Annotated in this window: 24 protein-coding genes; 14 read left to right on the top strand and 10 right to left on the bottom strand. The window is 53.2% G+C overall.

Translation table 11 applies throughout. From position 1 onward, the window contains the following. Positions 1 to 11: 11 nt before the first annotated feature. The 4 genes from bglJ to pobA form a co-directional block, all read right to left on the bottom strand. Positions 12 to 644: a DNA-binding transcriptional activator BglJ gene (gene bglJ, locus WM46_RS23995; RefSeq protein ID WP_102603561.1), complete on the bottom strand. Its 633-nt coding sequence runs from the start codon at positions 642 to 644 to the stop codon at positions 12 to 14. Next, positions 605 to 1,327: a helix-turn-helix transcriptional regulator gene (locus WM46_RS23990; RefSeq protein WP_102603560.1), complete on the bottom strand. Its 723-nt coding sequence runs from the start codon at positions 1,325 to 1,327 to the stop codon at positions 605 to 607. Before WM46_RS23990 ends, bglJ begins: the two co-directional genes overlap by 40 nt. 274 nt (positions 1,328 to 1,601) lie before the next feature. Beyond that, on the bottom strand, positions 1,602 to 2,477 hold the full coding sequence (locus WM46_RS23985; RefSeq protein WP_102603559.1) for a helix-turn-helix domain-containing protein: 876 nt from the start codon (positions 2,475 to 2,477) through the stop codon (positions 1,602 to 1,604). Positions 2,478 to 2,493: 16 nt separating this feature from the next. Then, complete coding sequence (pobA, locus tag WM46_RS23980; protein WP_102603558.1) at positions 2,494 to 3,681, bottom strand: 4-hydroxybenzoate 3-monooxygenase; 1,188 nt, start codon at positions 3,679 to 3,681, stop codon at positions 2,494 to 2,496. Positions 3,682 to 3,976: 295 nt separating this feature from the next. Here pobA and WM46_RS23975 point away from each other — a divergent pair, with 295 nt between their 5' ends. From WM46_RS23975 to opgB, 6 genes are all read left to right on the top strand, one after another. Beyond that, the gene (locus WM46_RS23975) at positions 3,977 to 4,753 is read left to right on the top strand and encodes a threonine/serine exporter ThrE family protein (RefSeq protein ID WP_061075311.1); all 777 of its coding nucleotides are present in this window, start codon (positions 3,977 to 3,979) and stop codon (positions 4,751 to 4,753) included. Further along, positions 4,744 to 5,217, top strand: coding sequence for a threonine/serine exporter (locus WM46_RS23970; protein WP_061075312.1), 474 nt, complete (start codon positions 4,744 to 4,746; stop codon positions 5,215 to 5,217). Before WM46_RS23975 ends, WM46_RS23970 begins: the two co-directional genes overlap by 10 nt. 96 nt (positions 5,218 to 5,313) lie before the next feature. After that, positions 5,314 to 5,859 (top strand): primosomal protein DnaT, encoded by a 546-nt coding sequence (gene dnaT / locus WM46_RS23965; RefSeq protein ID WP_102603557.1) that lies wholly within the window; start codon positions 5,314 to 5,316, stop codon positions 5,857 to 5,859. Next, entirely contained in the window at positions 5,856 to 6,593 is a 738-nt protein-coding gene (dnaC, locus tag WM46_RS23960; protein ID WP_102603556.1) for a DNA replication protein DnaC, read from the top strand. Before dnaT ends, dnaC begins: the two co-directional genes overlap by 4 nt. A gap of 60 nt (positions 6,594 to 6,653) precedes the next feature. Continuing rightward, positions 6,654 to 7,145 carry a DUF2501 domain-containing protein gene (locus tag WM46_RS23955; protein ID WP_102603555.1) on the top strand — a complete coding sequence of 164 codons (492 nt, stop codon included), beginning with the start codon at positions 6,654 to 6,656 and terminating at the stop codon, positions 7,143 to 7,145. 273 nt (positions 7,146 to 7,418) lie between these two features. Continuing rightward, entirely contained in the window at positions 7,419 to 9,710 is a 2,292-nt protein-coding gene (gene opgB / locus WM46_RS23950; RefSeq protein WP_102603554.1) for a phosphatidylglycerol--membrane-oligosaccharide glycerophosphotransferase, read from the top strand. A 57-nt stretch (positions 9,711 to 9,767) separates the two neighbouring features. Here opgB and WM46_RS23945 read toward each other — a convergent pair whose 3' ends face one another. After that, positions 9,768 to 10,790: a zinc-binding alcohol dehydrogenase family protein gene (locus tag WM46_RS23945; protein WP_102603553.1), complete on the bottom strand. Its 1,023-nt coding sequence runs from the start codon at positions 10,788 to 10,790 to the stop codon at positions 9,768 to 9,770. Positions 10,791 to 10,928: 138 nt separating this feature from the next. Here WM46_RS23945 and WM46_RS23940 point away from each other — a divergent pair, with 138 nt between their 5' ends. The 5 genes from WM46_RS23940 to WM46_RS23920 all read left to right on the top strand — a co-directional run bounded on the left by WM46_RS23940 (position 10,929) and on the right by WM46_RS23920 (position 15,399). Then, positions 10,929 to 11,834, top strand: coding sequence for a GntR family transcriptional regulator (locus WM46_RS23940; protein WP_102603552.1), 906 nt, complete (start codon positions 10,929 to 10,931; stop codon positions 11,832 to 11,834). Between the two features lie 171 nt (positions 11,835 to 12,005). Continuing rightward, positions 12,006 to 12,977: a C4-dicarboxylate TRAP transporter substrate-binding protein gene (locus WM46_RS23935; RefSeq protein WP_061075317.1), complete on the top strand. Its 972-nt coding sequence runs from the start codon at positions 12,006 to 12,008 to the stop codon at positions 12,975 to 12,977. A 66-nt stretch (positions 12,978 to 13,043) separates the two neighbouring features. Further along, a complete protein-coding gene (locus WM46_RS23930; RefSeq protein WP_061075318.1) occupies positions 13,044 to 13,517 on the top strand; it encodes a TRAP transporter small permease in 474 nt (157 codons plus the stop codon). Continuing rightward, complete coding sequence (locus WM46_RS23925; protein WP_061075319.1) at positions 13,514 to 14,785, top strand: TRAP transporter large permease; 1,272 nt, start codon at positions 13,514 to 13,516, stop codon at positions 14,783 to 14,785. The genes WM46_RS23930 and WM46_RS23925 overlap by 4 nt, the downstream gene beginning before the upstream one ends. Positions 14,786 to 14,883: 98 nt before the next feature. Then, complete coding sequence (locus tag WM46_RS23920; protein ID WP_102603551.1) at positions 14,884 to 15,399, top strand: GNAT family N-acetyltransferase; 516 nt, start codon at positions 14,884 to 14,886, stop codon at positions 15,397 to 15,399. On the opposite strand, the gene tsr is transcribed toward WM46_RS23920, so the two are convergent. Both tsr and WM46_RS23910 read right to left on the bottom strand, forming a co-directional pair. Then, on the bottom strand, positions 15,396 to 17,060 hold the full coding sequence (gene tsr / locus WM46_RS23915; RefSeq protein WP_061075321.1) for a methyl-accepting chemotaxis protein: 1,665 nt from the start codon (positions 17,058 to 17,060) through the stop codon (positions 15,396 to 15,398). The genes WM46_RS23920 and tsr overlap by 4 nt on opposite strands. Before the next feature lie 165 nt (positions 17,061 to 17,225). Then, positions 17,226 to 18,233 carry an Ldh family oxidoreductase gene (locus WM46_RS23910; RefSeq protein WP_102603550.1) on the bottom strand — a complete coding sequence of 336 codons (1,008 nt, stop codon included), beginning with the start codon at positions 18,231 to 18,233 and terminating at the stop codon, positions 17,226 to 17,228. 296 nt (positions 18,234 to 18,529) lie between these two features. Between WM46_RS23910 and btsT the strand changes: the two genes are divergently transcribed. The 3 genes from btsT (at position 18,530) to yjiA (ending at position 21,963) form a co-directional block, all read left to right on the top strand. Beyond that, positions 18,530 to 20,680: a pyruvate/proton symporter BtsT gene (btsT, locus tag WM46_RS23905; protein WP_042321961.1), complete on the top strand. Its 2,151-nt coding sequence runs from the start codon at positions 18,530 to 18,532 to the stop codon at positions 20,678 to 20,680. A gap of 107 nt (positions 20,681 to 20,787) precedes the next feature. Then, on the top strand, positions 20,788 to 20,991 hold the full coding sequence (locus tag WM46_RS23900) for a YbdD/YjiX family protein (RefSeq protein WP_024130742.1): 204 nt from the start codon (positions 20,788 to 20,790) through the stop codon (positions 20,989 to 20,991). A 12-nt stretch (positions 20,992 to 21,003) separates the two neighbouring features. Beyond that, positions 21,004 to 21,963, top strand: a complete 960-nt coding sequence (yjiA, locus tag WM46_RS23895; protein ID WP_061075323.1) for a GTPase — start codon at positions 21,004 to 21,006, stop codon at positions 21,961 to 21,963. Positions 21,964 to 22,060: 97 nt separating this feature from the next. On the opposite strand, the gene WM46_RS23890 is transcribed toward yjiA, so the two are convergent. Genes WM46_RS23890 through WM46_RS23880 form a run of 3 tightly spaced genes read right to left on the bottom strand, consistent with a single transcriptional unit; the run spans position 22,061 to position 24,652 of the window. Next, the gene (locus WM46_RS23890; protein ID WP_061075324.1) at positions 22,061 to 23,125 is read right to left on the bottom strand and encodes a DUF2955 domain-containing protein; all 1,065 of its coding nucleotides are present in this window, start codon (positions 23,123 to 23,125) and stop codon (positions 22,061 to 22,063) included. After that, on the bottom strand, positions 23,115 to 24,182 hold the full coding sequence (locus WM46_RS23885) for an HlyD family secretion protein (RefSeq protein WP_102603549.1): 1,068 nt from the start codon (positions 24,180 to 24,182) through the stop codon (positions 23,115 to 23,117). The genes WM46_RS23890 and WM46_RS23885 overlap by 11 nt, the downstream gene beginning before the upstream one ends. A 5-nt stretch (positions 24,183 to 24,187) precedes the next feature. Next, a complete protein-coding gene (locus WM46_RS23880; protein ID WP_102603548.1) occupies positions 24,188 to 24,652 on the bottom strand; it encodes a MarR family winged helix-turn-helix transcriptional regulator in 465 nt (154 codons plus the stop codon). Positions 24,653 to 24,674: the final 22 nt, after the last annotated feature.

Below are 24,674 nucleotides of genomic sequence, written 5' to 3'. Positions count from 1 at the left end.
TTTCGCGGCGGTTAAAGTAAAATGTCCGCCGCATGCAGTAGACCCGCGTCAGAATTGACGCCCAGTTTCGACATCACATTAAACTTGTGCGCCCGAATGGTTTTAATATTCCTCGCCAGTTCTATCGCGATTTGCGGCATTGAATAACCGCAGGACATAAAGCGCAAGATTTCACGCTCAGTCGGGCTCAGCATGCGACTCTGATTGAGATACCAGAGATTACTGTTACTTTCGCTGATCCGCCGCGTGCCGCCTAACGCGGTAAACAATGCCTCCTGCAGCGCAGGGAGCGAGGCGGCTTTGCTCAGTACACCATCCAGCGGTAAGGGCGTCAGTGCGCTGATTAAACGCGCTTCAACATCATCATCCGCAATTACCAGACGACGCATGCCGGGATAATTTTCAGCCAGTTTGGTCAGACTAATTAACCCCACCCGTCGGTCTTTTCTGATCGAGGAGAGAGAGAAAATAACGGCAGAAAAAACCGTCGTACTCATCGCCTGTTGAAAATCATCCAGCGTCAAATAGAGGTGCAATTTATATTGACTATCAGACGTTGTGTTAAATAAATTCTGAATACCAATACCACTCATAACACATTTTTCTATGAGTGCGACATTTCGCGTGCGGTTTCTGTTTTCCATTCCGCAGTCTCTCCATATACTGAAGGTAAATTCAGCTCCCTGGCTCCCTGAGAACTGTTAATCCATGCGTACATTTCCGCATTGCTGTGTATTGATAATCGGCGCATCGCGCTATTTTTTTGGGCGCTGATGGTTTTGTTACTTTTTTTAAGTAACGCCGCAATCTGATTAATCCCCCAACCTTTCCCCAGCAGGCGCAATACTTTTCGCTCTGATAGCGTCAAAAGAATGGCGTGGGAACCAAATTCCAGATGTTCAATCTGTGGCGGTGACAACAACATTTTGCTGATTCGGTCAGGGCTGCTGTGTCCAGAGCGGATAGTACTGACCAGACTCTCAATCGGTTCGACATCAGACAGCAGCGTACTGGAGGGGCGCATTAATAATTCGACCGCCTGCGCGTAGTACGCGCGCGACACCAGGAAAACCCAATGGATATCGCGGTATTGGGAAAGAAGTGCGTAGAATCGCTCGCAGACAGTGCGCGGGTGATGGCAATCACCGGTTAAATCCACGATCGCCAGTTCCGTCCGACGCAGTTGTAGTGGCGTGAGTTCTTCTACAACACCACAGGTGGTGAGTTCATACTCCGGGAAATGCAGTTGCATAACCCCGTGAAGTCCCGCTTGTATCACGGGGACTTTACTGATAATAATTCCGTTTTTGCAGCATCCTGGCAACATATATCCTCCACATTCATATGCTTTTATCTTTCTGTTATTAATGAATCGCGTTTGAATTAACACATACAATTATGCAATACAAAAAACAGAACAATAGACAATATGAATTGTTTATCCCTGGTGTTTTTGCTTTAATTCCGTAAGATGCGGTTATACAACTATCACGGGGTATAATACAAGTCGATATTGTCGATAGGTGCGTCGCATTCCAGAACAGGATATTAAACATTGTTATTTTATATACGAATTTTTTATTTATCCAAATTTGGACAAGCTATTTATTATTAATAAATTCCCGGTACGCCTTCGGAGACAACGTGGAATGTTTTTTAAAGAACCGGGAAAAATAGGTAACATCGCTGAATCCCAGATAGTCGGAGATCTGGCTTACGGTCATGCTGGTATATTGCAGGCTACGTTTGGCTTCGAGCATCAACCGCTGATGCAAAACGCTTAATGCACTGCAATGATGAAATTCACGGCATAACTGATTCAGATAATTTGCGGAAAGTCCGATTCGATGCGCGTATTCTGCCAGGGGAAGATGTTCGCGATAGTGGCTCTCAATCTGCCGGGCAAAAAGGCGTATTGCGCTACGCCGACGTGCCAGGGTGTCATTCGGTGGCTGAACCGGTCGACTCTGCCGACGAAGCCAGACCAGCAGCGCGCTCAGCAATGAAAACAACATCATTTCCCGCGCCTCGTTATCCGTCTGATACTCCCTCTGTAAAGCGGAAAACAGCGTGCGGATGTGGCTGCGAGACTGAGCCACCGGCACGCACTGAGGGGTATTCAGCAATGGCAACGGCTGTGGGAACTGAGACTCCAGGCGGCCAATCAGCGGTAACGCCAGAGAAAGAACGTAACCTTGAGTTCCGGGGGAAAAGCGAAAACCGTGGACACAAAGCGCAGGGACGACCTGAATACAGGCATCACGCATCACCGTCGTCTGCCCCTCGATTTCAATCGTTGCCTCACCCCGATGCAAGTAGAGCAACTGGACGATCTCCGCATGTTGATGCACCCGAATATGCCACTCATATAAACTGCTGCGCTGATGAATTGATTCGCAGTGCAGCAGGTCGGGAGTGGGCCATCCCTGTTGTTCACCATATAATTTAAAAACAGGAATAATGTCAGCCGGTTGCATCATTTTTTCCTCATTATTACTCACCAATCTTTTCGTAAGGTAGTCCGACGTAGTTCTCCGCGATCGTCGTCAGTCCAGCCCGCGAGCCCAGATAGTACTGACGATCCGCCTCCTGCATCTTGCGATCAAAATCGCTCTTTTCCTGAAAATCATGCAGCAGATGGGTCATAAACCAGCTGAAACGCTCCCCTTTCCATACCCGGTTCAGCGCCAGCCGGGAATAGGTCGCCAGCAGGTCGCTACGCCCGTGCTGATAATACTGCGTCAAAATACGCCACAAATAATTCACGTCTGACGCGGCCAGATTCAGTCCCTTTGCACCGGTCGGCGGAACGATATGCGCTGCATCACCGACCAGAAAGAGCTTGCCATACTGCATCGGTTCCACCACGTAGCTACGTAATGGCGCGATACTCTTTTCAAGTGAGTGACCAGTCACTAACTTCGTGGCCAGTTCATCAGGCAGACGCCGTTTCAGCTCGCCCCAGAAACGCTCATCGCTCCAGGAGTCCACCTGCTCACTGAGCGGGACCTGCAAATAGTAGCGACTTCTGGTTAGTGAGCGCTGACTACAAAGTACAAATCCGCGCTCATGATGCGCATAAATCAACTCCGGATTGACCGGCGGCGTATCGGCCAGCAAACCCAGCCAGCCAAACGGCCAGATGCTTTCGTACTCGCGAATGACATCACGCGGAATACTTTGTCGGGAAACGCCGTGGAATCCATCACACCCGGCAATGAAGTCGCACTCAATGCGGCACTTCTCCCCTTCCTTCTCAAATGTGACCGAAGGACGGTCACTTTTAGCATCGTGAATCTCTACCTGCTGAACGCCATAAATCGTAGGCGCACCACAGTCGTTACGCGCCTGCATCAGGTCCCGTGTGACTTCCGTTTGTCCGTAGACCATCACGCTTTTGCCGCCGGTCAATTCGCTCAGCGCGACGGGAATGCGTTTGCCATCAAAAATAAACTCAACGCCATGATGTACCAGACCTTCGCTGTCCATGCGCTGCGCCACACCAGCTTCCCGCAAAAGCGAAACCGTCCCACTCTCGAGGATCCCCGCCCGGATGCGCCCCAGCACATACTCCGGCGTCTGACGTTCAATGATAAGAGTGCGGATCCCCACCTTATGCAGTAACTGCCCCAGCAGCAGGCCGGAAGGCCCTGCCCCAATAATTGCGACCTGAGTTTTCATCACATTCCTCACCTGCATCGTTGATTATTTGTTTAATCAATGTTGAATAAAAGTTTCAAATTGCATTTTTGATAAGCAGGCACAGAAAAAGAAGGTCTAAATGCGGTTAAAAATTGCACTTTTCACCGATTTAGCAAAACTGTGGCGCAGTTCAAATTCTGACCACCGTAGAGCAGGTTCTTTTTTCAACAGAAAGATTGATCTCAGCCGGAGCCAAAAAATGCGCGCTTCGTGATACAAAGGAGTCTTTCGTCATTCGACAGTACGCAACGCGTCTTTTCAGCCAGGGCGAGTCATGCAAGAAGAGCAGTCATTACAGCGAACGGTTACACGGTTATGCATTCAGTGTGGGCTTTTTTTACTGCAACACGGCGCGGAGAGCGCGTTGGTTGATGAACTCTCTACCCGACTTGGGCTGGCATTGGGGATGGACAGCGTCGAAAGCGCTATCTCCTCCAATGCTATCGTTCTGACCACCATTAAAGATGGGCAATGCCTGACCTCCACGCGAAAAAACCAGGATCGCGGCATTAATATGCACGTGGTCACTGAGGTTCAGCACATCGTCATTCTCGCAGAACACAAGCTGCTGGATTACAAAGACGTCGAGAGGCGCTTCAGTCAGGTCAGACCCCTGCGTTATCCGCGCTGGCTGGTCGCATTGATGGTCGGTCTCTCCTGCGCCTGTTTCTGCAAGCTGAATAACGGCGGTTGGGACGGCGCGGTGATTACCTTTTTTGCCAGTATGGTGGCAATGTATATTCGTCAAATCCTGGCGCATCGCCATTTACATCCACAAATCAACTTTTGCGTCACGGCTTTTGTCGCGACCACCATTTCCGGTCTGATGTTGCACCTTCCCACCTTTAGCCAGACGCCCACGGTGGCGATGGCCGCCAGCGTCCTGCTGCTGGTTCCCGGTTTTCCGCTGATCAACGCGGTGGCGGATATGTTTAAAGGACACATCAATACCGGCCTGGCGCGCTGGGCGATCGCCAGCCTGCTGACGCTCGCAACCTGCGTGGGCGTGGTCATGGCGCTGACACTTTGGGGGCTTCGCGGATGGGTATAATCGATTTCATTCTCGCGCTGTTACAGGACATGCTGCTTTCCGCGATCCCCGCACTGGGGTTTGCGATGGTCTTTAACGTCCCTCACCGCGCCCTGCCCTGGTGTGCGCTGCTCGGTGCGCTCGGTCACGGTTCGCGCATGGTGATGATGACCGCCGGGTTTAATATTGAATGGTCAACGTTTGTCGCCTCGCTGCTTGTCGGCAGTATCGGCATCCAATGGTCACGCTGGTATCTCGCGCATCCCAAAGTGTTTACCGTTGCGGCGGTGATCCCGATGTTCCCGGGAATTTCAGCCTACACGGCAATGATCTCTGCGGTGAAAATCAGCCACTTCGGCTACAGCGAACCGTTGATGATTACGCTGCTGACCAATTTCCTGAAAGCCTCGTCGATTGTCGGCGCGCTTTCGATCGGACTCTCTGTGCCCGGCCTGTGGCTCTACCGAAAACGTCCACGCGTTTAATCGCCGCGGCAGGCGCATCCCTGCCGCTCCTCCTCATCGGTGTGTTACTATAGAAGCAGTGTCCCTTCTCGGTTGCAGTCGGTATTGAGAAACATTATGTCATCCAGAATTTTGACCCCGGACGTCATTGGTATTGACGCCTTATTACACGATCACCAGACAGTGCTGGCGAAGTCTGAAGCTGGCGCGGTGGCGGTGTTTGCCAATAACGCCCCGGCCTTTTATGCGCTGACCCCCGCACGCCTGGCGCAACTGCTGGCGCTCGAAGAAAAGCTCACCCGCCCAGGGAGTGATGTGGCGCTGGATGCGCAGTTTTATGAAGAACCGCAACCTGTGCCGGTCGCCGTACCGCTGGGGAAATTCGCCATGTATCCCGCCTGGCAGCCGGATGCTGACTTTCAGCGTCAGGCCGCGCTGTGGGGCGTGGCATTAAGAGAGCCGGTCACCGCCGAAGAGCTGGCCTCGTTCGTGGCCTACTGGCAAGCGGAAGGCAAAGTGTTCCATCACGTGCAATGGCAGCAAAAACTGGCGCGCAGCGTCCAGATCGGCCGCGCGAGCAACGGCGGCCTGCCAAAGCGCGATGTGAACACAATTTCTGAACCCGATAAAGAAATTCCTAAAGGATTCCGAGGTGCTAAATGAAAGACGTTAGTAGCTTGATGCAACGCCTGCAAAAAATGATTCCGCCAAATGTGAAACCGGCCTTTAAAACAGGTGAGGAATTGCTTGCCTGGCAAAAAGAGCAGGGTGCGATTCGCTCGGCTGCAATTGAGCGCGAGAATCGTGCTATGAAAATGCAACGCACCTTTAACCGCTCAGGTATCAGACCACTCCATCAAAATTGCTCATTTGAAAACTATAAAGTGGAATGTCAGGGGCAACTTGATGCTCTGAATCAAGCACGTCAGTACGTGGAAGAGTTCGATGGCAACATCGCCAGTTTTATCTTCTCCGGCAAACCGGGGACGGGGAAAAACCACCTCGCCGCGGCAATCTGCAACGAGCTGCTGCTGCGCGGGAAGTCGGTGCTGATTATCACCGTGGCGGACATCATGTCGGCGATGAAAGAGACGTTCAGCAATCGCCAAACCAGTGAAGAGCAGTTGCTGAACGATCTCAGCAATGTTGATCTGCTGGTCATTGATGAGATCGGCGTGCAAACCGAATCGCGCTATGAAAAAGTGATCATCAACCAGATCGTCGATCGTCGTTCCTCTTCAAAACGCCCGACCGGCATGCTCACCAACAGCAACATGGAAGAAATGACCAAGCTGCTGGGTGACCGCGTGATGGATAGAATGACGCTAGGCGATAGTCTTTATGTAATCTTCAACTGGGATAGTTTCCGCAGTCGGGTAACCGGCAAAGAGTATTAAGACCATTCTTAGGCTGAGCGGCGCTATACTCCGACGAAGGTCTATACACGAGTAATCACAATGAAAACGACAAAACGTTTGCTGTGCTGCGCAATCGCGGCCAGCGCCTGCTTCGCAGCCAATACTTTCGCCGCCTCCTGGCAAGACTCGCTCTCCAGCGCCGCCAGCGAACTGAGCAAGCAGAGTACCACCTCATCGCAAAGCGGCACCTCGCTCTCTTCCCTGACCAGCCTGCTGAACGGCGGCAACCAGGCGCTGAGTGCGAACAATATGAATAACGCCGCCGGGATTTTGCAATACTGCGCGAAGCAGAAGCTGGCGTCCGTTACCGATGCGGAAAATGTGAAAAATCAGGTACTGGATAAACTGGGCCTCGGCGCAACCGAGCAAAAGCAGGACACCAACTATCTGGACGGTATTCAGGGTCTGCTCAATACCAAAGACGGTCAGCAGCTTAACCTGAACAATATCGGCAGCACGCCGCTCGCTGAAAAAGTGAAAACCAAAGCCTGCGACCTGGTGCTCAAACAGGGTATGAACTTTATTGCCTGATCCCCGACGCCGCGTTTTGGCCGTTTTCTGCCAGACGCGGCGCGTCTCTCTCCCTTTTCCCCCTTCCCCTTTACTCATCCCAGTTATGGCGGGGAGTGACGGCGATCAAAAAAGTCTATATCTAAACCAATTCTGAATAACAACGTAATTAAATGTCACTAGAATTGCAGCTAAGTGACAACCCCATTACATTGTACTTTCTGTAAACGCTAATCTGCCAGTCGAAGGCCTGGTTTAGAGCCTTATCACAAGGCTATTTGTGAGGATCGTCCGTTGTCTGAGTTACTCTCCATCGCGCTGTTTCTTGCCTCTGTACTGATTTATGCCTGGAAAGCGGGTCGCAACACCTGGTGGTTTGTCGCCACCCTGACGGTGCTGGGACTTTTTGTGGTTCTCAATATCACGCTTTTCGCCAGCGACTATTTCACGGGTGATGGCATTAACGATGCAGTACTCTACACGTTGACGAACAGTCTGACAGGGGCCGGTGTCGGCAAATACATTCTGCCGGGTATCGGCATTGCGCTGGCGTTAGTGGCGGTTTTTGGCACGCTGGGCTGGGTGCTGCGTCGTCGCCGTCATCATCCCCACCATTTTGGTTACAGCCTGCTGGCCCTGCTGTTGGCGCTGGGCTCCGTCGATGCCAGCCCGGCATTTCGTCAGATAAGCGAACTGGTCAAATCTCAGACCCGCGATGGCGATCCTGATTTCGCAGCCTACTATAAAGAACCGGCGAAAAGCATTCCTGACCCGAAACTGAATCTGGTGTACATCTACGGTGAAAGCCTGGAACGTACCTATTTCGACAATGAGGCCTTCCCGGAACTCACTCCGGAACTCGGCGCGTTGAAAAACGAAGGCATGGATTTCAGCCACACCCAACAGTTACCGGGTACAGACTACACCATCGCCGGGATGGTCGCTTCCCAGTGCGGCATTCCCCTGTTCGCGCCGTTTGAAGGCAACGCGTCGGCGTCAGTCTCCAGCTTCTTCCCGCAAAATATCTGCCTCGGGGATATTCTGAAAAACTCCGGCTACCAGAACCACTTTGTGCAAGGGGCAAACCTGCGTTTCGCCGGGAAAGACGTGTTCCTGAAGTCCCACGGCTTCGATTATCTGTATGGCGCCGAAGAGTTAAAAAGCGTCGTTGCCGATCCGAATTACCGCAACGACTGGGGCTTCTATGACGATACGGTACTGGATGAAGCGTGGAAGAAGTTCGAAGCACTCTCCCGTTCCGGCCAGCGTTTTTCGTTGTTTACTCTGACCGTTGATACCCATCATCCGGACGGTTTTATCTCGCGTGCCTGTCAGCGCAAACGCTATGATTTCGACGGTAAACCCAACCAGTCTTTTAGCGCCGTCAGCTGTAGTCAGGAAAATATCGCGGCATTTATCAATAAAATCAAAGCCTCACCGTGGTTTAAAGATACGGTGATCGTGGTCTCTTCAGACCATCTGGCGATGAACAACAGCGCATGGAAATACCTGAACAAGCAGGATCGCAACAACCTGTTCTTCGTGATACGTGGCGATAAACCTCAGCAGGAGACGCTGGCGGTCAAGCGTAACACCATGGATAACGGTGCCACGGTGCTGGATATTCTCGGCGGCGATAACTTTATCGGCCTGGGGCGTAGTAGCCTGTCAGGTCAGTCGATGTCGGAAGTGTTCCTCAACAGCAAAGAAAAGATCCTCGCCATGAAGCCGGATATCATTCGCCTGTGGAACTTCCCGAAAGAGATGAAAGATTTCACCGTCGACCGGGATAAAAATATGATCGCCTTCTCCGGCAGCCATTTCCGTCTGCCGCTGCTGCTGCGGGTGTCGGATAAACGTGTCGAGCCACTGCCGGAAAGTGAATACTCCGCCCCGCTGCGCTTCCAGCTTGCCGACTTTGCTCCGCGAGATAACTTCGTCTGGGTCGATCGCTGCTACAAGATGGGCCAGTTGTGGTCACCGGAACTGGCGCTCTCAACCGACTGGTGCGTCTCGCAGGGTCAGCTTGGCGGTGAGCAAATCGTCCAGCATGTTGATAAAGCGCAGTGGAAAGGCAAAACGGCCTTTAAAGACACGGTTATCGATATGGAACGCTATAAAGGCAACGTCGATACCCTGAAAATCGTCGACAACGACATCCGCTATAAAGCCGACAGCTTTGTCTTCAACGTGGCAGGCGCGCCGGAAGAGGTGAAGCAGTTCAGTGGGATTTCTCGTCCGGAATCCTGGGGGCGCTGGTCCAACGCGCAACTGGCGGAAGAAGTGAAGATCGAATATAAAGAGCCGCTGCCGAAAAAATTCGATCTGGTGATCACCGCCAAAGCCTTCGGCGACAATGCGAATCGTCCAATTCCGGTGCGCGTAGGCAAGGAAGAGCAGACGCTGGTGTTAAGTCACGATGTCACCACCACCACGCTGCATTTCGACAACCCGACGCAGGCGGATACGCTGGTGATTGTCCCGCCCGATCCAGTCTCAACCAACGAAGGCAACATTCTCGGTCACTCGCCGCGTAAGCTGGGGATCGGGATGGTAGAAATCAAAGTGGTCAGCGCTCAGGGCTAACCACCGACAATAAAAAAAACAGCGCCCAACACGACTCCGGGCGCTGCATGGCAATCGTCAGAACGTAATCACCCCTTTAATCAACGCCCGGTTGTTAATCACATCGTGTTCGAAGATATCCGCAAGCTGGCTGAACGGATAGCGATGCGTAAGCATCATTTCAGCGCTCAGTTTGCCTTCTGCCATCAGTCGTCCAACCTTCGCAAAATCCTCCGGCGTGGCGTTACGGCTGCCCATCATGGTGGTCTCTTTCTTGTGAAATTCCGGGTCAGAGAACTGTAAATCGCCTTTAAACAGCCCGACAAAGACAATGGTGCCGCCGTGACGAATCAGATTCACGCTATTGTTCATGGCATGCTGGTTACCCGTCGCATCGAGCACTTTCTGCGCCAGAGAACCGCCAAACTGCGCACGCAGTTGAGCCTCAAAATCTGCCGCAGAGGGATCCACCACCGGCAGGTCAAGACGCGAAGCAACGTGTTCGCGACGCGCGACACTGGTATCGGCGACCACCACCTGCGCCCCCTCCGCTTTGGCGATAGCCGCCGCGCCGATCCCAATCGGTCCGGCTCCGACGACCAATACCTGCTCACCGGGGACGATTGCCGCCCGACGTACCGCATGTGCGCTAATCGCATAAGGCTCGATCAACGCCGCTGCCTGAGGATCAATCCCCTCTGCCAGCAGCAGGTTGGCCGCCGGCACGCTGAGATACTCGCTAAACCCTCCGTCCTGATGCACGCCGATCACGGAGATCTTCTCGCAGCAGTTCGTTCGCCCTCCCAGACACGCCGGGCACTGCTGACAGGCAACATAAGGGATCACCGCCACCTGCTGACCCACTTTAAACTGCGTCACCTTCTCGCCGAGCGTCACAATATCCCCACATATTTCATGGCCTAACACGCGTGGATAACTAAAAAAAGGTTGATTACCTCCCCAGGCATGAATATCGGTTCCGCAAATACCGACAGACTTAATTTTAATTAGCGCTTCATGTTTATCCGGAATCGGAATATCGCGTTTCTCATGAATTAATTTTTTGGGTTCCTGGCAAATCAACATATTCATTGTGGACATCGTTATGCGCTCCTGTTTCTTTGTTGCTTCAGATATTGATGAAAATAGAAATAGCCGCGTAACGAGAAAGCTAATTTGTGAAACCCTGCGCATTAAAATGTTTTAAATCGGGTTTTAATGTAGTCAAAAGGAGATCCGATGAGCCGTTCGCAAAATTTACGTCACAATGTTATTAACCAGGTGATCGATGATATGGCGCGCGGCCACCTTCCTTCCCCGTTGCCGTCGCAAAGCGCATTAGCCGAGATGTACAACATCAGCCGTACCACCGTGCGCCACATGCTGAACCACCTCAGCGAGTGCGGCGTACTGACTCTGGTCGGCAACGACCACGTCATTACCCGAAGCCCCGAACATGATGATGGTTTTGCCTGCACCACCGCCTCCATGGCCGAGCAAAACCGTATTTTTGAGCAGGCGTTTTATACGATGATTAACCAACGCCAGCTTCGCGCTGGCGAGACGTTCTCTGAACTTCAACTGGCCAGAGCGGCGGGCGTCAGTCCAGTGGTGGTACGAGAATACCTTTTAAAATTTGGACGTTACGATCTCATCCAGAGCGAGAAACGCGGCCAGTGGAGCATGAAAAAGTTCGATCAGTCCTATGCAGAACAGCTTTTTGAGCTGCGTGAGATGCTGGAAACCCATGCGCTACAGCATTTTCTTAATCTGCCGGATGACGATCCGCGCTGGCTGCAGGCCAAAATGCTGCTGGAACGCCACCGTATGCTGCGCGACAGCGTCGGCAGCAACTTCCGCATGTTCTCCCTGCTGGACCGTGATTTTCACGCGCTGCTGCTCTCCGCTGCCGATAATATATTTTTTAATCAATCACTTGAGATTATCTCAGTGATCTTCCATTTCCATTACCAGTGGGATGAGCGCGATCTTAAACAACGCAATATCATCGCCATTGATGAGCATATGACTATCCTCAGCGCGCTGATTTGCCGCAGCGACCTCGATGCGCTTCTTGCATTGCGTAACCACCTGAATACGGCGAAGCAATCGATGATTCGCTCTATTCGGCAAGAAAATGAGTAAATTAAAAACACATTAAAAACAACAAACCTTTAGCAAGAGCACGATTTCATACAACACATACAGCACCATGATGACTTTCTGCTTACTTTCTGATTAGGCAGGATTCACTCTGAATTTTTCCGCCAGTAAAAAAGTTGGTTTTATTCGTAGACCCCTGGGAGCAAGTAGAAAATGAACAAGATAATAGCCGTGCTGATTACTGTTTGTACTTTTTTTCTGCCATTCACCATTCAGGCTAAACCGCTTTCTATTAAAGTCGCATATGAGAATAATCCAGGCGAGCCATTAGATGTGGTGATGCGCTACTGGGCTGAGATTCTGAATAAAAAAAGCAACGGAGAAATAACGCTGGTTCTTTATCCCAGCTCACAGCTAGGGTCAAAACAAGATGTGACTGAACAAGCCATGATGGGAATGAACGTCATCACGCTCACCGACGTGGCTTTCCTTGCCGATTATGAACCTGATTTAGGTATTTTGTTTGGACCTTATCTGACTGACGATCCGCAGAAACTCTTCAAAATTTATGAGAGCGACTGGTTCCGTCAAAAAAATGAAGACCTGAAGAAAAAAGGGATTCATGTGGTGATGAACAATTATCTGTACGGCACCCGTCAGATTATTTCTAAAAAACCGATTCGCAAAGTGGAAGATCTTGCGGGGATGAAAATCCGCGTACCCAATAACGTGATGCAAATTAAGGCCATTCAGGCAATGGGCGCCACGCCAACTCCTATGCCGCTGGGGGAAGTTTACCCTGCACTGACTCAGGGCGTTATTGATGGCGTCGAAAACCCGATTTCCGTTCTGCAAGGGCAAAAACTGTTTGAGCAGGCGAAATATCTGTCGATGGTTAATTACCTGACCAACACCTCGGTATGGATTGGCGGCGAAGCCTTTTTCAGTACGCTCTCTCCTGAGCAACTGGAATTGATTCACTCAACGGGTTATGAAGCGGGTCTCTACAGCCAGAAATTAACAATTGAACGCGACGCCGAAATGCTGAAGAGCATGGAAGCGGAAGGCGTCGAAGTGATTTACCCGGATACCGAAGCATTCCGCCAGAAAGCACGCGAAGTGTACACGCAATTCCCGGAGTGGACGCCGGGTTTGTATGAAACCATTCAACAGCAACTGCAATAAATACAGGCACAGATCGCCCGGGACCTTTTTCTCTCAAGGCCAGGGCGACTCTCTGAAGGAGGATTAATGCGTTTCTTTGGCAAGCTTGTAGAACTGAGCGCAGCACTGGCACTGTTTATCCTGGTGGTCATGACCATTGCCGCCGTATTTATGCGTTATTTTGTCGGACAGCCCATCCAATGGACTGAGGAAATGTCCGGACTGCTGATGATATGGGTGGTGATGTTGGGCGGTGTGGTGGCTGAACGTGATCGGGCACATCTGACTATTCCTTTTGTCGTCGATATGTTCCCGCATAAAGTCAAACGCATTATTGCCTCGCTGGTTGCCCTGCTGTCCATTGGGTTGCTGGTTTATATGGCCTGGCTGGGTTATCGGCTGGCGGAAATGGCGCAGTATAAGGTCACGCAAATATTAAAAGTGTCCTGGTTCTGGATTGATGTTGCAGTTCCGGTCGGAACCCTGGCAACGGCAGTTTATACGCTCTACTGGTTAATTAATGACTTTAAACAGGCCGATGTCGGTGAGGAAAAACAATGAGCTGGTTATTAATTATTCCACTAATGATCGTGTGCTTATTTCTGAATATTCGTGTGTATCTGGCAATGTTTATCGGCATTATTGCCTATTTCCTCTTCTTTTCCACGGTTCCGATTGAAATTGCTGTTCAGCGGTTGATTGCACCAACCCAAAGCCCGTCCCTGCTGGCGATACCCTTCTTTATTTTGCTGGGTACGCTGATGAGTTATACCGGTATTGCAGAACGTATCCTGCAGGTGGCGAATATTCTGGTCGGTAAAATGCGGGGCGGACTCGGTGTCGCCAATATTCTGGTCAGTACCATGATGGGGGGGGTCAGCGCCTCAAACCTGGCCGACGCAGCGATGCTGTCGCGCATGATGGTCCCCGAGATGGAGCGTAAAGGCTACAACCGCGCCTTTGCGGCGGCGATCACCGCCGGGGGATCACTTGTCACCCCGATTATCCCACCGGGAATTGCCCTGATTATTTATGGTCTGGTGGCAGACGTCTCCATTGGCAAAATGTTCATGGCCGGCCTGATTCCGGGTCTGCTCTGTGCGGTGTTGTTAATGTTTACGGTTTATCTGGTTGCCCGTAAAACGAATGCTAAGCCCTCACGCGACACCTGGCCTACCGGTAAGGAAGCCCTCTTCTCTATTGGGCAGGCATGGCCCGCACTGTTTTTGATTTTTGCCGTCGTAGGGGGGATTCGCGCCAACATCTTCACCCCAACAGAAGCCGGTGCGGCTGCGGTACTCATCGTGTTGATTATCGGTTTCTTCATTTATCGTCAAATGACTCTCGGCCATGTCGTGAAAGCGCTGGGAGAAACGGCACGGGCAACGGCATCGGTCATGTTGGTCATCATGGCAAGTGCCGCGCTCGGTTGGATCTTCTCCATGGAACATGCTGGCGTCGCTGTGGCAAACTTTGTCACGACGCTGACAGAAAACAAATACATGTTCCTGTTAATTATCAATATTCTTTTGCTAACACTGGGAATGTTTCTTGAAGGGAATGCCATTCTGCTGATTCTGGTTCCCTTGCTTAAACCTGTCGTGGCGCATTTTGGTATCGACCCGGTACACTTCGGTATCATCATGATTTTCAACCTTTCCATTGGCGCCTTCACGCCGCCGGTGGGCACCGTCATGTTATTGGTCTGCAATATTACTCAGGTTTCCGTCGGACAGTTTTTCCGCCAGTCTCTGCCGTTGCTGGGTACCTTGTTACTCATGCTGTTGCTGGTGACCTACATACCGGCCATTTCGTTATTTCTCGTCTAAGCCGTTCATACCGTAACGTCCCCGCTCCCGGGGACGTTACCCTGTGACCGGGAGCCGCGTTATACTGCCCTCCTTGTCACTTCATTCCCGGTATCGTTATGCACATCACCTTTCGCTCCAGCTTACCGGCAGATGCTGCCGCTCTGCCCGCCATTGAACGCTCAGCAGGACAGCGTTTTTTAACGGTGCCAGCGCTGGCATGGATCGCGGACGATCACATTGTCAGCGCGGAACTGCACCGGGAATATGCCGCTAAGGGAATGAGTTGGCTGGCGCTCGCTGACGATCGGCCCGTTGGATTTCTGTTGGGCGAAGCGATGGAGTCGTCGCTGTATATTGCCGAATTTTCGCTGCATCTGGCGTGGCAGGGTAAAGGCATTGGCCGTCAGTTAATCAACACCGTCGCGCAGTGGGCGCGTGAGCAGGGCTTTACCTCCCTGACGCTCACCACTTTTCGCCATGTCTCCTGGAACGCACCGCTGTATCAACATCTGGGATTTGAAATACTGGAAGATGACGCGCTGCCGGCTGCATTACGCCAGAAGCGAGAGGAAGAAACGGCGCATGGCATCCCGTTTGAATCGCGTTGTGCCATGCGCCTGATGCTTAATTAAAACGTTTCCCAGTTATCCCCGGTTTCCGCTACAGCGGCTTTACGCGGTTGAACCGTGGTGGAAACGGACTTCACGTTGGCAGCGCCACGCGCACGCTGCTGTTCCTGCTGGATGTGGAACACGGCAACGGCCTGCGTTAGACGGCTGGCCTGCTCTTCCAGCGCGGCGGCGGCGGCGGCAGACTCTTCCACCAGCGAGGCGTTCTGCTGAGTCACGCGATCCATTTCCGCCACGGCCAGACCAACCTGGTCAATCCCACGGCTTTGCTCATCGGAAGCCGACGCGATTTCGCCCATGATGTCGGTCACGCGGGTTACCGCATTCACAATCTCATCCATGGTTTCACCGGCGCTTTCTACCAGCGTAGAACCGACGTCAACACGGCTCACGGAGTCTTCAATCAGGCTCTTGATCTCACGCGCTGCCTGCGCACTGCGCTGCGCGAGGTTACGCACTTCACCGGCAACCACCGCAAAACCGCGACCCTGTTCACCTGCACGCGCTGCTTCTACTGCCGCGTTCAGCGCCAGAATGTTGGTCTGGAAGGCAATGCCGTCGATCACGCTGATAATGTCAGCAATTTTCTGCGAACTGGAGGCGATATCGCGCATGGTTTGCACCACGTTATCCACCACTTTCCCGCCTTTCTGCGCCGTTTCGGACGCACTCAGCGCCAGATGGCTGGCCTGACGGGCGTTTTCGGCGTTCTGCTTAACGGTCGCCGTCAGCTCTTCCATGCTCGCCGCCGTCTCTTCCAGAGAGGCCGCCTGCTGTTCGGTGCGGGAAGAGAGATCGTTGTTACCCATCGCGATTTCGCTGGCGCCGCTGTAAATGGCGTTTGCGCCGTTACGCACGTCGCCCACGGTACGCACCAGTTCACCCTGCATGTGGCGCAGGCTTTCCGCCAGTTGGCCCATTTCATTGGTGCCTTCTACATCAATCCGCTTCACCAGATCGCCGCTGGCAATATGACGAATGCTCGCGATCAGGCGATTCATTGGTGCGATCAGAGACAGCTTGATGCCAAACCAGACGGCAATAATGACCACCAACACCGCCAACAATACGCAGCCCAGAACCCACATCGCCTGGCTGTAAGAGCTGTTGTTGTCTGCAACCGCCAGGTCATACAGACGGTCGTTCTGTTGCAGATAGTTCACATACTGCTTCTCAAAACCATCCTGATAGCCCTGGGTAGGCTGATCGAAAAACTCGTTGATCTTCCCGGCACCCAGCAACTGGATCAGTTCGGCCAGCGCGTTGTGATAGATATCGTAATTGCGTTTAATTTCTGCCGATGCCGCTTCGCTTTGACGTGGGTCGCGCGGCAGCGCTTCGTAATCCGCCCAGTTTTTTTCCGCCTGTTTCAAAGAGGCGCTGGCAATCTGCATCAGATCCGCAACGGTCGCGCCGCTGCCGATATTGCTCTGATCCATCATGTAACGGATACCCGCGCGGTTCAGGGTGTTACGCGTTTGCAGCAGCGCCACCCAACTACCATTCAGCGTGGACTGCTGCTGGCGAATGGTTTGCAGAACGGTGAAGTTCTCTTTGTCATTTTTCAATGCATTAAAGAACAATCCGCCTGATGTGAGTTGTAAAAGGCCAAATAAAACCAGAACCAACAAGAGGCTGGTCACAATCTTGATACGTTTTAACATGTTTTCTCTTTCCGCTAGACAGATACTCTGATTGTCGGCCCGGAATGAGAAAACTTTATGAGATCGCGAGGGTTATCACAGGAAATTTGTTCAATTAACTGGCAAAAAATGCGATTACCCTCTACCCGAACGGGAATCAGGCGAGGATGCCTCGCCCGTTCTGCCTTATCTCAGCGCGGAAATATCCTCAAACAGGGAGCGGGTAATCGTCAGCCCTTCCTGTAGCGATTTCTCACGCGAACTGAAGCGCCTTTCTCCCGGCAAGCGTGCGCCCTGCTCTTGCATTGCGGCAAACAGGGTTTCCGCACGCTCCAGATGATGATGCGCTTCATCCCCGAGGAAGCGGGACGGGTCAAGCGCCAGAATCAGCTCACCGCCGTACGGCAGACCGCCCGCCCCCTCATCCCAGGCCAACGATTCCGCACTGGTCATGTCACCGATGAGCGGCCCGGCCAACAGTTCAACCATTGCCGCAAACGCCGAGCCTTTGTGACCGCCGAAGGTCAGCATCGCGCCGTTTAATACCGCTTGCGGATCGGTTGATGGTTGCCCTTCGCTGTCGATACCCCACCCTTCCGGAATCGCTTTTCCGGCCCGCTGATGCAACTGGATCTCGCCGCGCGCCGCCGCGCTGGTCGCCATATCAAAAATGTAAGGCGGTTTGCCTTTGCGCGGCCAGCCGAAGGCGATCGGGTTCGTGCCAAACAGCGGACGCGTACCGCCTGACGGTGCGACCCAGGCGTGACTTGGCGTACAGGCGTAACCCACCAGTCCGGCGTCCGTCAGGGGTTCAATATCCGCAAATAACGCGGAAAAGTGAACGCAGCGGTTGATCGCCAGCGCCGCAATTCCGCATGCGCTGGCTTTACTGATGAGTAATGGCAGCGCCTGCTCATAGGCCACCAGCGAGAACGCGCCGCCAGCATCCGCTTTAACGATAGCGGGCGCCTGCTCGAAAATCTGTGGACGGGCATCCGCGGAGACTTTTCCTTTACGCAGGGTCTCAACGATCCCCAGCAAGCGCCATAACCCGTGAGACGCACAGCCGTCACGCTCGCCCGCCGTCACATTGCGCGCGATAGCATCCGCATGTTCCGCGCTAAAGCCGTTGCTGCTCAGTACCTCACGCGCCAGCGTGTAAGCCTCAGATAAAGTGAGGTTTACTGTTTCCATGTTGTTCTCCTTATGATGTTGTCGGCAATAAGCGTAGTCGGTATTCGCCCTTCATTGGCGGATTTTTCTTTGTGATCTCAGTCACATAATATTCGCTGCCCGGCGATACTCTTTACCGCTTACTGACACTTCTGACCGCTTAACTCACCATTTGACCGCTCACTTATTTACCTTACTTTACACGCGCGACTCTCTGGCAAGATCGTCACCAACATAGCAGTCAAATTACCTCTTCAAACGCAACCCAAACCAAACGGCTTCGGCCAATTATTCATCTTATAAAACCAGGTTTTACTATGGATACGAAAAAGATATTCAAGCACATACCCTGGGTGATCCTCGGGATCATCGGGGCATTCTGCCTCTCGGTTGTCGCCTTACGCCGGGGTGAACACGTCAGCGCCCTGTGGATCGTGGTCGCTTCCGTGTCGGTATATCTGGTGGCTTACCGCTACTACAGCCTGTACATCGCCCAGAAGGTGATGAAGCTCGACCCTACACGTTCTACCCCCGCGGTCATCAATAACGATGGCCTGAACTACGTTCCGACCAACCGCTATGTGCTGTTCGGACACCACTTTGCCGCGATCGCTGGCGCAGGTCCGCTGGTCGGTCCGGTTCTGGCAGCGCAGATGGGCTACCTGCCTGGTACCCTGTGGCTGCTGGCAGGTGTCGTGCTGGCGGGTGCGGTCCAGGACTTCATGGTGCTGTTTATCTCTTCTCGCCGTAACGGCGCGTCGCTTGGCGAAATGATTAAAGAAGAGATGGGCTCCGTGCCGGGGACCATTGCGCTGTTTGGCTGCTTCTTAATTATGATCATCATCCTCGCGGTACTGGCGCTGATCGTCGTAAAAGCGCTGGCCGAAAGTCCGTGGGGGGTCTTCACCGTTTGCTCCACCGTACCTATCGCGCTGTTCATGGGGATCTACATGCGCTTCCTGCGTCCAGGGCGTGTGGGTGAAGTGTCGGTGATTGGTATTGTTCTGCTGGTTGCGTCTATTTACTTCGGCGGCGTGATTGCTCACGACCCGTACTGGGGCCCGGCGCTGACCTTTAAAGACACCACCATTACCTTTGCCCTGATCGGCTATGCGTTCGTTTCTGCACTGCTGCCGGTATGGCTGATCCTCGCTCCGCGCGACTATCTGGCCACCTTCCTGAAAATCGGCGTTATCGTCGGCCTGGCGCTGGGTATCGTGATCCTCAACCCAGAGCTGAAAATGCCGGCCATGACGCAGTACATCGACGGTACGGGTCCGCTGTGGAAAGGTGCTCTGTTCCCGTTCCTGTTCATTACCATCGCCTGTGGTGCGGTCTCTGGCTTCCACGCCCTGATCTCTTCCGGTACCACGCCGAAACTGCTGGCCTGTGAAACTGACGCCCGCTTCATCGGTTACGGTGCGATGCTGATGGAATCCTTCGTGGCGATCATGGCGCTGGTTGCAGCCTCCATTATCGAACCGGGTCTCTACTTTGCGATGAACACCCCACCGGCAGGCCTGGGCATTACCATGCCGAACCTGCATGAGATGGGTGGTGAGAACGCGCCGCTGATTATGGCGCAACTGAAAGACGTGACTGCACATGCGGCAGCAACCGTCAGTTCCTGGGGCTTCGTGATTTCGCCAGAGCAGATCCTGCAAACGGCGAAAGACATCGGCGAACCGTCCGTTCTGAACCGTGCCGGTGGCGCACCGACGCTGGCGGTAGGTATCGCGCACGTGTTCCATAAAGTGCTGCCAATGGCTGACATGGGCTTCTGGTACCACTTCGGTATTCTGTTTGAAGCACTGTTCATCCTGACCGCGCTGGATGCCGGTACCCGTTCAGGTCGCTTTATGTTGCAGGATCTGTTGGGTAACTTCGTCCCATTCCTGAAGAAAACCGACTCTCTGGTTGCCGGTATCATCGGTACGGCGGGCTGCGTCGGTCTGTGGGGATACCTGTTGTATCAGGGCGTGGTCGATCCGCTGGGCGGCGTTAAGAGCCTGTGGCCGCTGTTCGGTATCTCTAACCAGATGCTGGCAGCCGTGGCGCTGGTTCTGGGTACCGTGGTACTGATTAAAATGCAGCGCACCAAATACATCTGGGTGACCGTCATCCCGGCTGTCTGGCTGCTGATCTGCACCACCTGGGCGCTGGGTCTGAAACTGTTCAGCTCCAATCCGCAGATGGAAGGCTTCTTCTACATGGCTAACCAGTACAAAGAGAAGATTGCCAACGGCGGTGAACTGACCGCACAGCAAATTGCCAACATGAATCACATCGTTGTGAACAACTACACTAACGCAGGCCTGAGTATTCTGTTCCTGGTGGTGGTGTACAGCATCATCTTCTACGGTTTCAAAACCTGGATGAATGTGCGCAACGTGGACAAACGTACCGATAAAGAAACACCGTACGTTCCGATTCCTGAAGGCGGCGTGAAGACCTCTTCACATCACTAAGCTGATGCCGGGTAACGCTTCGCTTACCCGGCCTACAAAATGCTGTAAGCGTAGGCCGGATAAGGCGAAAGCCGTTATCCGGCTTTAATCATTCACGAGGCGGCACAATGTTTGGTAACTTAGGTCAGGCAAAAAAATATCTCGGCCAGGCGGCAAAGATGTTGATTGGTATTCCAGACTACGACAACTATGTCGAGCATATGCAAACCAACCATCCGGACAAGCCGTACATGAGCTATGAAGAATTCTTCCGCGAGCGCCAGCAGGCGCGCTACGGCGGCGACGGTAAAGGCGGCATGCGCTGCTGTTAGAAGGAGAAGTGAATGACCCCGATTGCAGTCACCCTACTCACCGGTTTTCTTGGCGCAGGTAAAACGACCCTGCTACGCCACATTCTCAACGAAGAACACGGCTACAAGATTGCCGTTATCGAAAACGAATTCGGTGAAGTGTCCGTGGACGATCAGCTGATTGGCGATCGCGCCACGCAGATCAAAACTCTGACCAACGGCTGTATTTGCTGTACGCGCTCCAACGAGCTGGAAGACGCGCTGTTAGACCTGCTCGATAACCTCGATAAGGGCACCATCAATTTTGATCGTCTGGTGATCGAGTGCACCGGCATGGCCGACCCCGGCCCGATTATTCAGACTTTTTTCTCCCATGAAGTCATTTGCCAGCGTTATCTGTTAGATGGTGTTATTGCACTGGTCGATGCGGTCCATGCCGACGATCAAATGAATCAGTTCACCATCGCCCAGTCGCAGGTTGGCTATGCCGATCGCATCCTGCTGACTAAAACCGACGTCGCAGGCGAAAGCGAAAAGCTGCGTGAACGCTTAGCGCGCATCAACGCCCGCGCGCCGGTTTATACCGTGACTCATGGTGATATCGACCTCTCCCTGCTGTTCGACACCAATGGCTTTATGCTGGAAGAGAACGTCGTCAGCGCCAAACCGCGTTTCCACTTTATCGCCGACAAGCAGAACGATATCTCCTCCATTGTGGTGGAACTGGATTATCCGGTGGATATCGGCGACGTCTCCCGCGTGATGGAAAATCTGCTGCTGGAGTCAGCGGAAAAACTGCTGCGTTACAAAGGGATGCTGTGGATTGAAGGCGAACCGAACCGTCTGCTGTTCCAGGGTGTGCAACGACTGTACAGCGCCGACTGGGACCGCCCATGGGGCGACGAACAACCGCACAGCACGCTGGTGTTTATCGGCATTCAACTGCCGGAAGACGAAATCAGAGCCGCCTTTGCGGCGCTGAAGAAGTCGTGATTCCCATGCCCGATGGCGCTACGCTTATCGGGCCTACGATTCTCCCCAGGCATAAAACCTGCGCCCGCAGGCTGGATAAGGTGTAGCTATCCGGCATTCACTCCGTAATCACAAACCGTGTTGCCGCAAAGCAGTTGAGTACGCGGTGGACCAGAAACACCATCGTGAGCGTTGCCAGCAGCGCGACGGTGACTGAGGTGATGCGATACAGGTCGCTGAACACTAAATCGCTGTTCGGGTGCAGGTTCTGGCCGAACATGATGCCGATGGTGGTGATGCTGGCGAAACCAACGCCTGCGCCCACTTTTTCCATTACGTGCAGACGGGCGCTGAAGGCCAGCCCGAGACCGATCAGCGGCATCATCAGCAACATGTGATTACTGAAATCATAGATAAGCAACTGCACCACCAGAATATAGAGACAGGCCAGCACCACGCCGACGACACGCCAGAGAGAACTCAAAACCGCGCCGCGATAATGCATCGGAAACAGAATCAAAATCCCCGCCATCAGCGCCGACAGCGAATCGCTCAGATCGCAGAGCTGGAAAATGACAAAAATCATCGTCGCAACGGTCCCGGACAGCAGCGATTCGTGGCGAATGCGGGCGTCATCTTTTTCAATACGCGGCGGGGGTTTGCGCGGCTCCACGTCGGGGATCAGATAGTGCAGCAGCGCACTCAGCGCTACCGCCATCACACAGGCTTCCATGTTGGAAAACATCAGCGTGTGCCAGTCTGTGGTGGGATAGCTCATAAAATTGAGCATCGTACTCTGGCAGACAACGCCCATAGACCCCAGCAGAAACAGCGGTCCTTTGCTCATAAAGCGAAAGCGCATCACATACAGGCCAAACACCACCAGCGTCATAATCACTGGCCACTGCGAGAGATAACCGACAATTAGCACCATTTCGATGCAGTTCACCGCCGCACTAAACACAAACTGCCGCGCCACGTGGCGGTTAAATACCGGCACCAGCGACATCAGCATCAGCGGATACACCACAAAAAACACGCCGTACTGGACGTTGTAAAAGGTCGAAATGCTTAGCGCGATCGTCCCGGCAGCGGCTATCCGCAGAGTCTGGCGAAAGTCGTTAGCCGTATAGACGATGTTGTCATGTGGCGTGAATACACGCGCCAGGGTGTTAATAGACATAATGCAGCCAACTGACCAGGCGGATTTGCGCACCAGCAAATGTTCGGGCAAACGGGCCTTCGCTGTTATACAACTGCACCGTGGCGCGGGCACCGGTCGGCAACGGTTTGTCCAGTGGCTCACTGAGCGTCACGTGAATACGCATCCGCTGCGCATCGCGCACCCAGCGCGTGGATTGCTCCGGTTGCGACAGTTGACCGTTGACCTCTTCCTGTCCGGCGAGGATCCCCGCATCGCTGCTGGTAACGCGCGCACGGAACACTCTACCCGGCATGGCATCAAACACCACCGCGGCATCGGTATTCACGCGGGTATGACGCAGGCTTTTCTCGCGAAAATCGGCCACGATGTCCGTCTGATTGCTGACCAGCGCCAGCAGTGGCGTGGCGGCGGTGGCGTAAAGTCCGGCGTTAAGCTGGAGATTACTCACCGTTCCGTCCGTCTCTGCGCGCACTTTTGTCCATGCCAGATTCAACTGCGCCTCTTCCAGCGCATTGCGATATTTTTGCAGCGTCACGTTATGGCTGTCTTCGCGCTCGCCACGTTGGATCAGCAGATTCTGGATGTTGGCATGCAGAGCGGTTACCGACTGTTCGCTGGTCTGCCAGGTCGTCCGTACCTTGTCGAGATCCGCCTGCGAAACGTTTTGCATCGTGCTTAGCCGCTGATAGCGATCGAACGTCAGCTTGTCATTACGCGCAGTATATTCGGCAGTACGCAGGTTAGCGCGGGCAGAAGCAATCTGTGCATCCAGTTGCTGATTGCTCAGTCTGGCCTGCGCAAAGGCGATTTGCGCGGCCTCGACTTTGTTAATAAATGGCGTGGGATCCAGCTCATAAAGCAGGTCGCCCTTTTTTACCTGGCTGTTGTTCTGCACATAGACGTGCGAGACGTACCCGGAAACGCGCGACGAAACCGGCGTAACGGTGCGCATCACCGTGGAGTCCGGCGTCAGCGGGATCCAGATATCGGCAACGATAAACCAGGCGAATATGGCAAGGAAAGCGGCAATACTCACCCTTACCCAACGGGCAAACTTCTGTTCTGGAGTCATCATAGTTTTTAGTGTTGATTATCTTCTTCGCGGATTGTCCGCAAATTGCAGGCGATTAAATTTAGAGTGGTGCTGAAGGAAGCGAGATCCGCTTCAGGAATGGTACGCGTGACGCGACGTTGATAGGCCTCAATCATCCGGTTCAGCTCTACCAGTCGGGCACGGCCTTCCGCGGTCAGCATCAGCAGACGGATGCGTTTGTCATAAGGCGATGTGGAACGCACCAGATAGCCCTGATTTTCCAGTTGTGTGAGAGTGCGCATCAGCGGTGGCAGTTCAATACCCTGCACCTCCGCCAGTTCGCTGACCGAGACGTTATCGCCTAACTGATGCAGTTGCATCAGCACCGTCCAGCTGGACTGGGTCAGGCCGGTATCGGTGATCGCCGCATCAATGATGGCACGCCATTGACGCACTACCATCGCCATCCGCATCCCCAACGGGCGGCGGGCAAACAGCTCATCTTCAGTCATGTCTCTTTCCTCTTTTAGCGAA

The organism is Citrobacter freundii complex sp. CFNIH2, from assembly GCF_002880615.1.
GTDB lineage: Bacteria > Pseudomonadota > Gammaproteobacteria > Enterobacterales > Enterobacteriaceae > Citrobacter_A > Citrobacter_A amalonaticus_F.
This window is presented reverse-complemented; position numbering and strand designations above follow the sequence as displayed.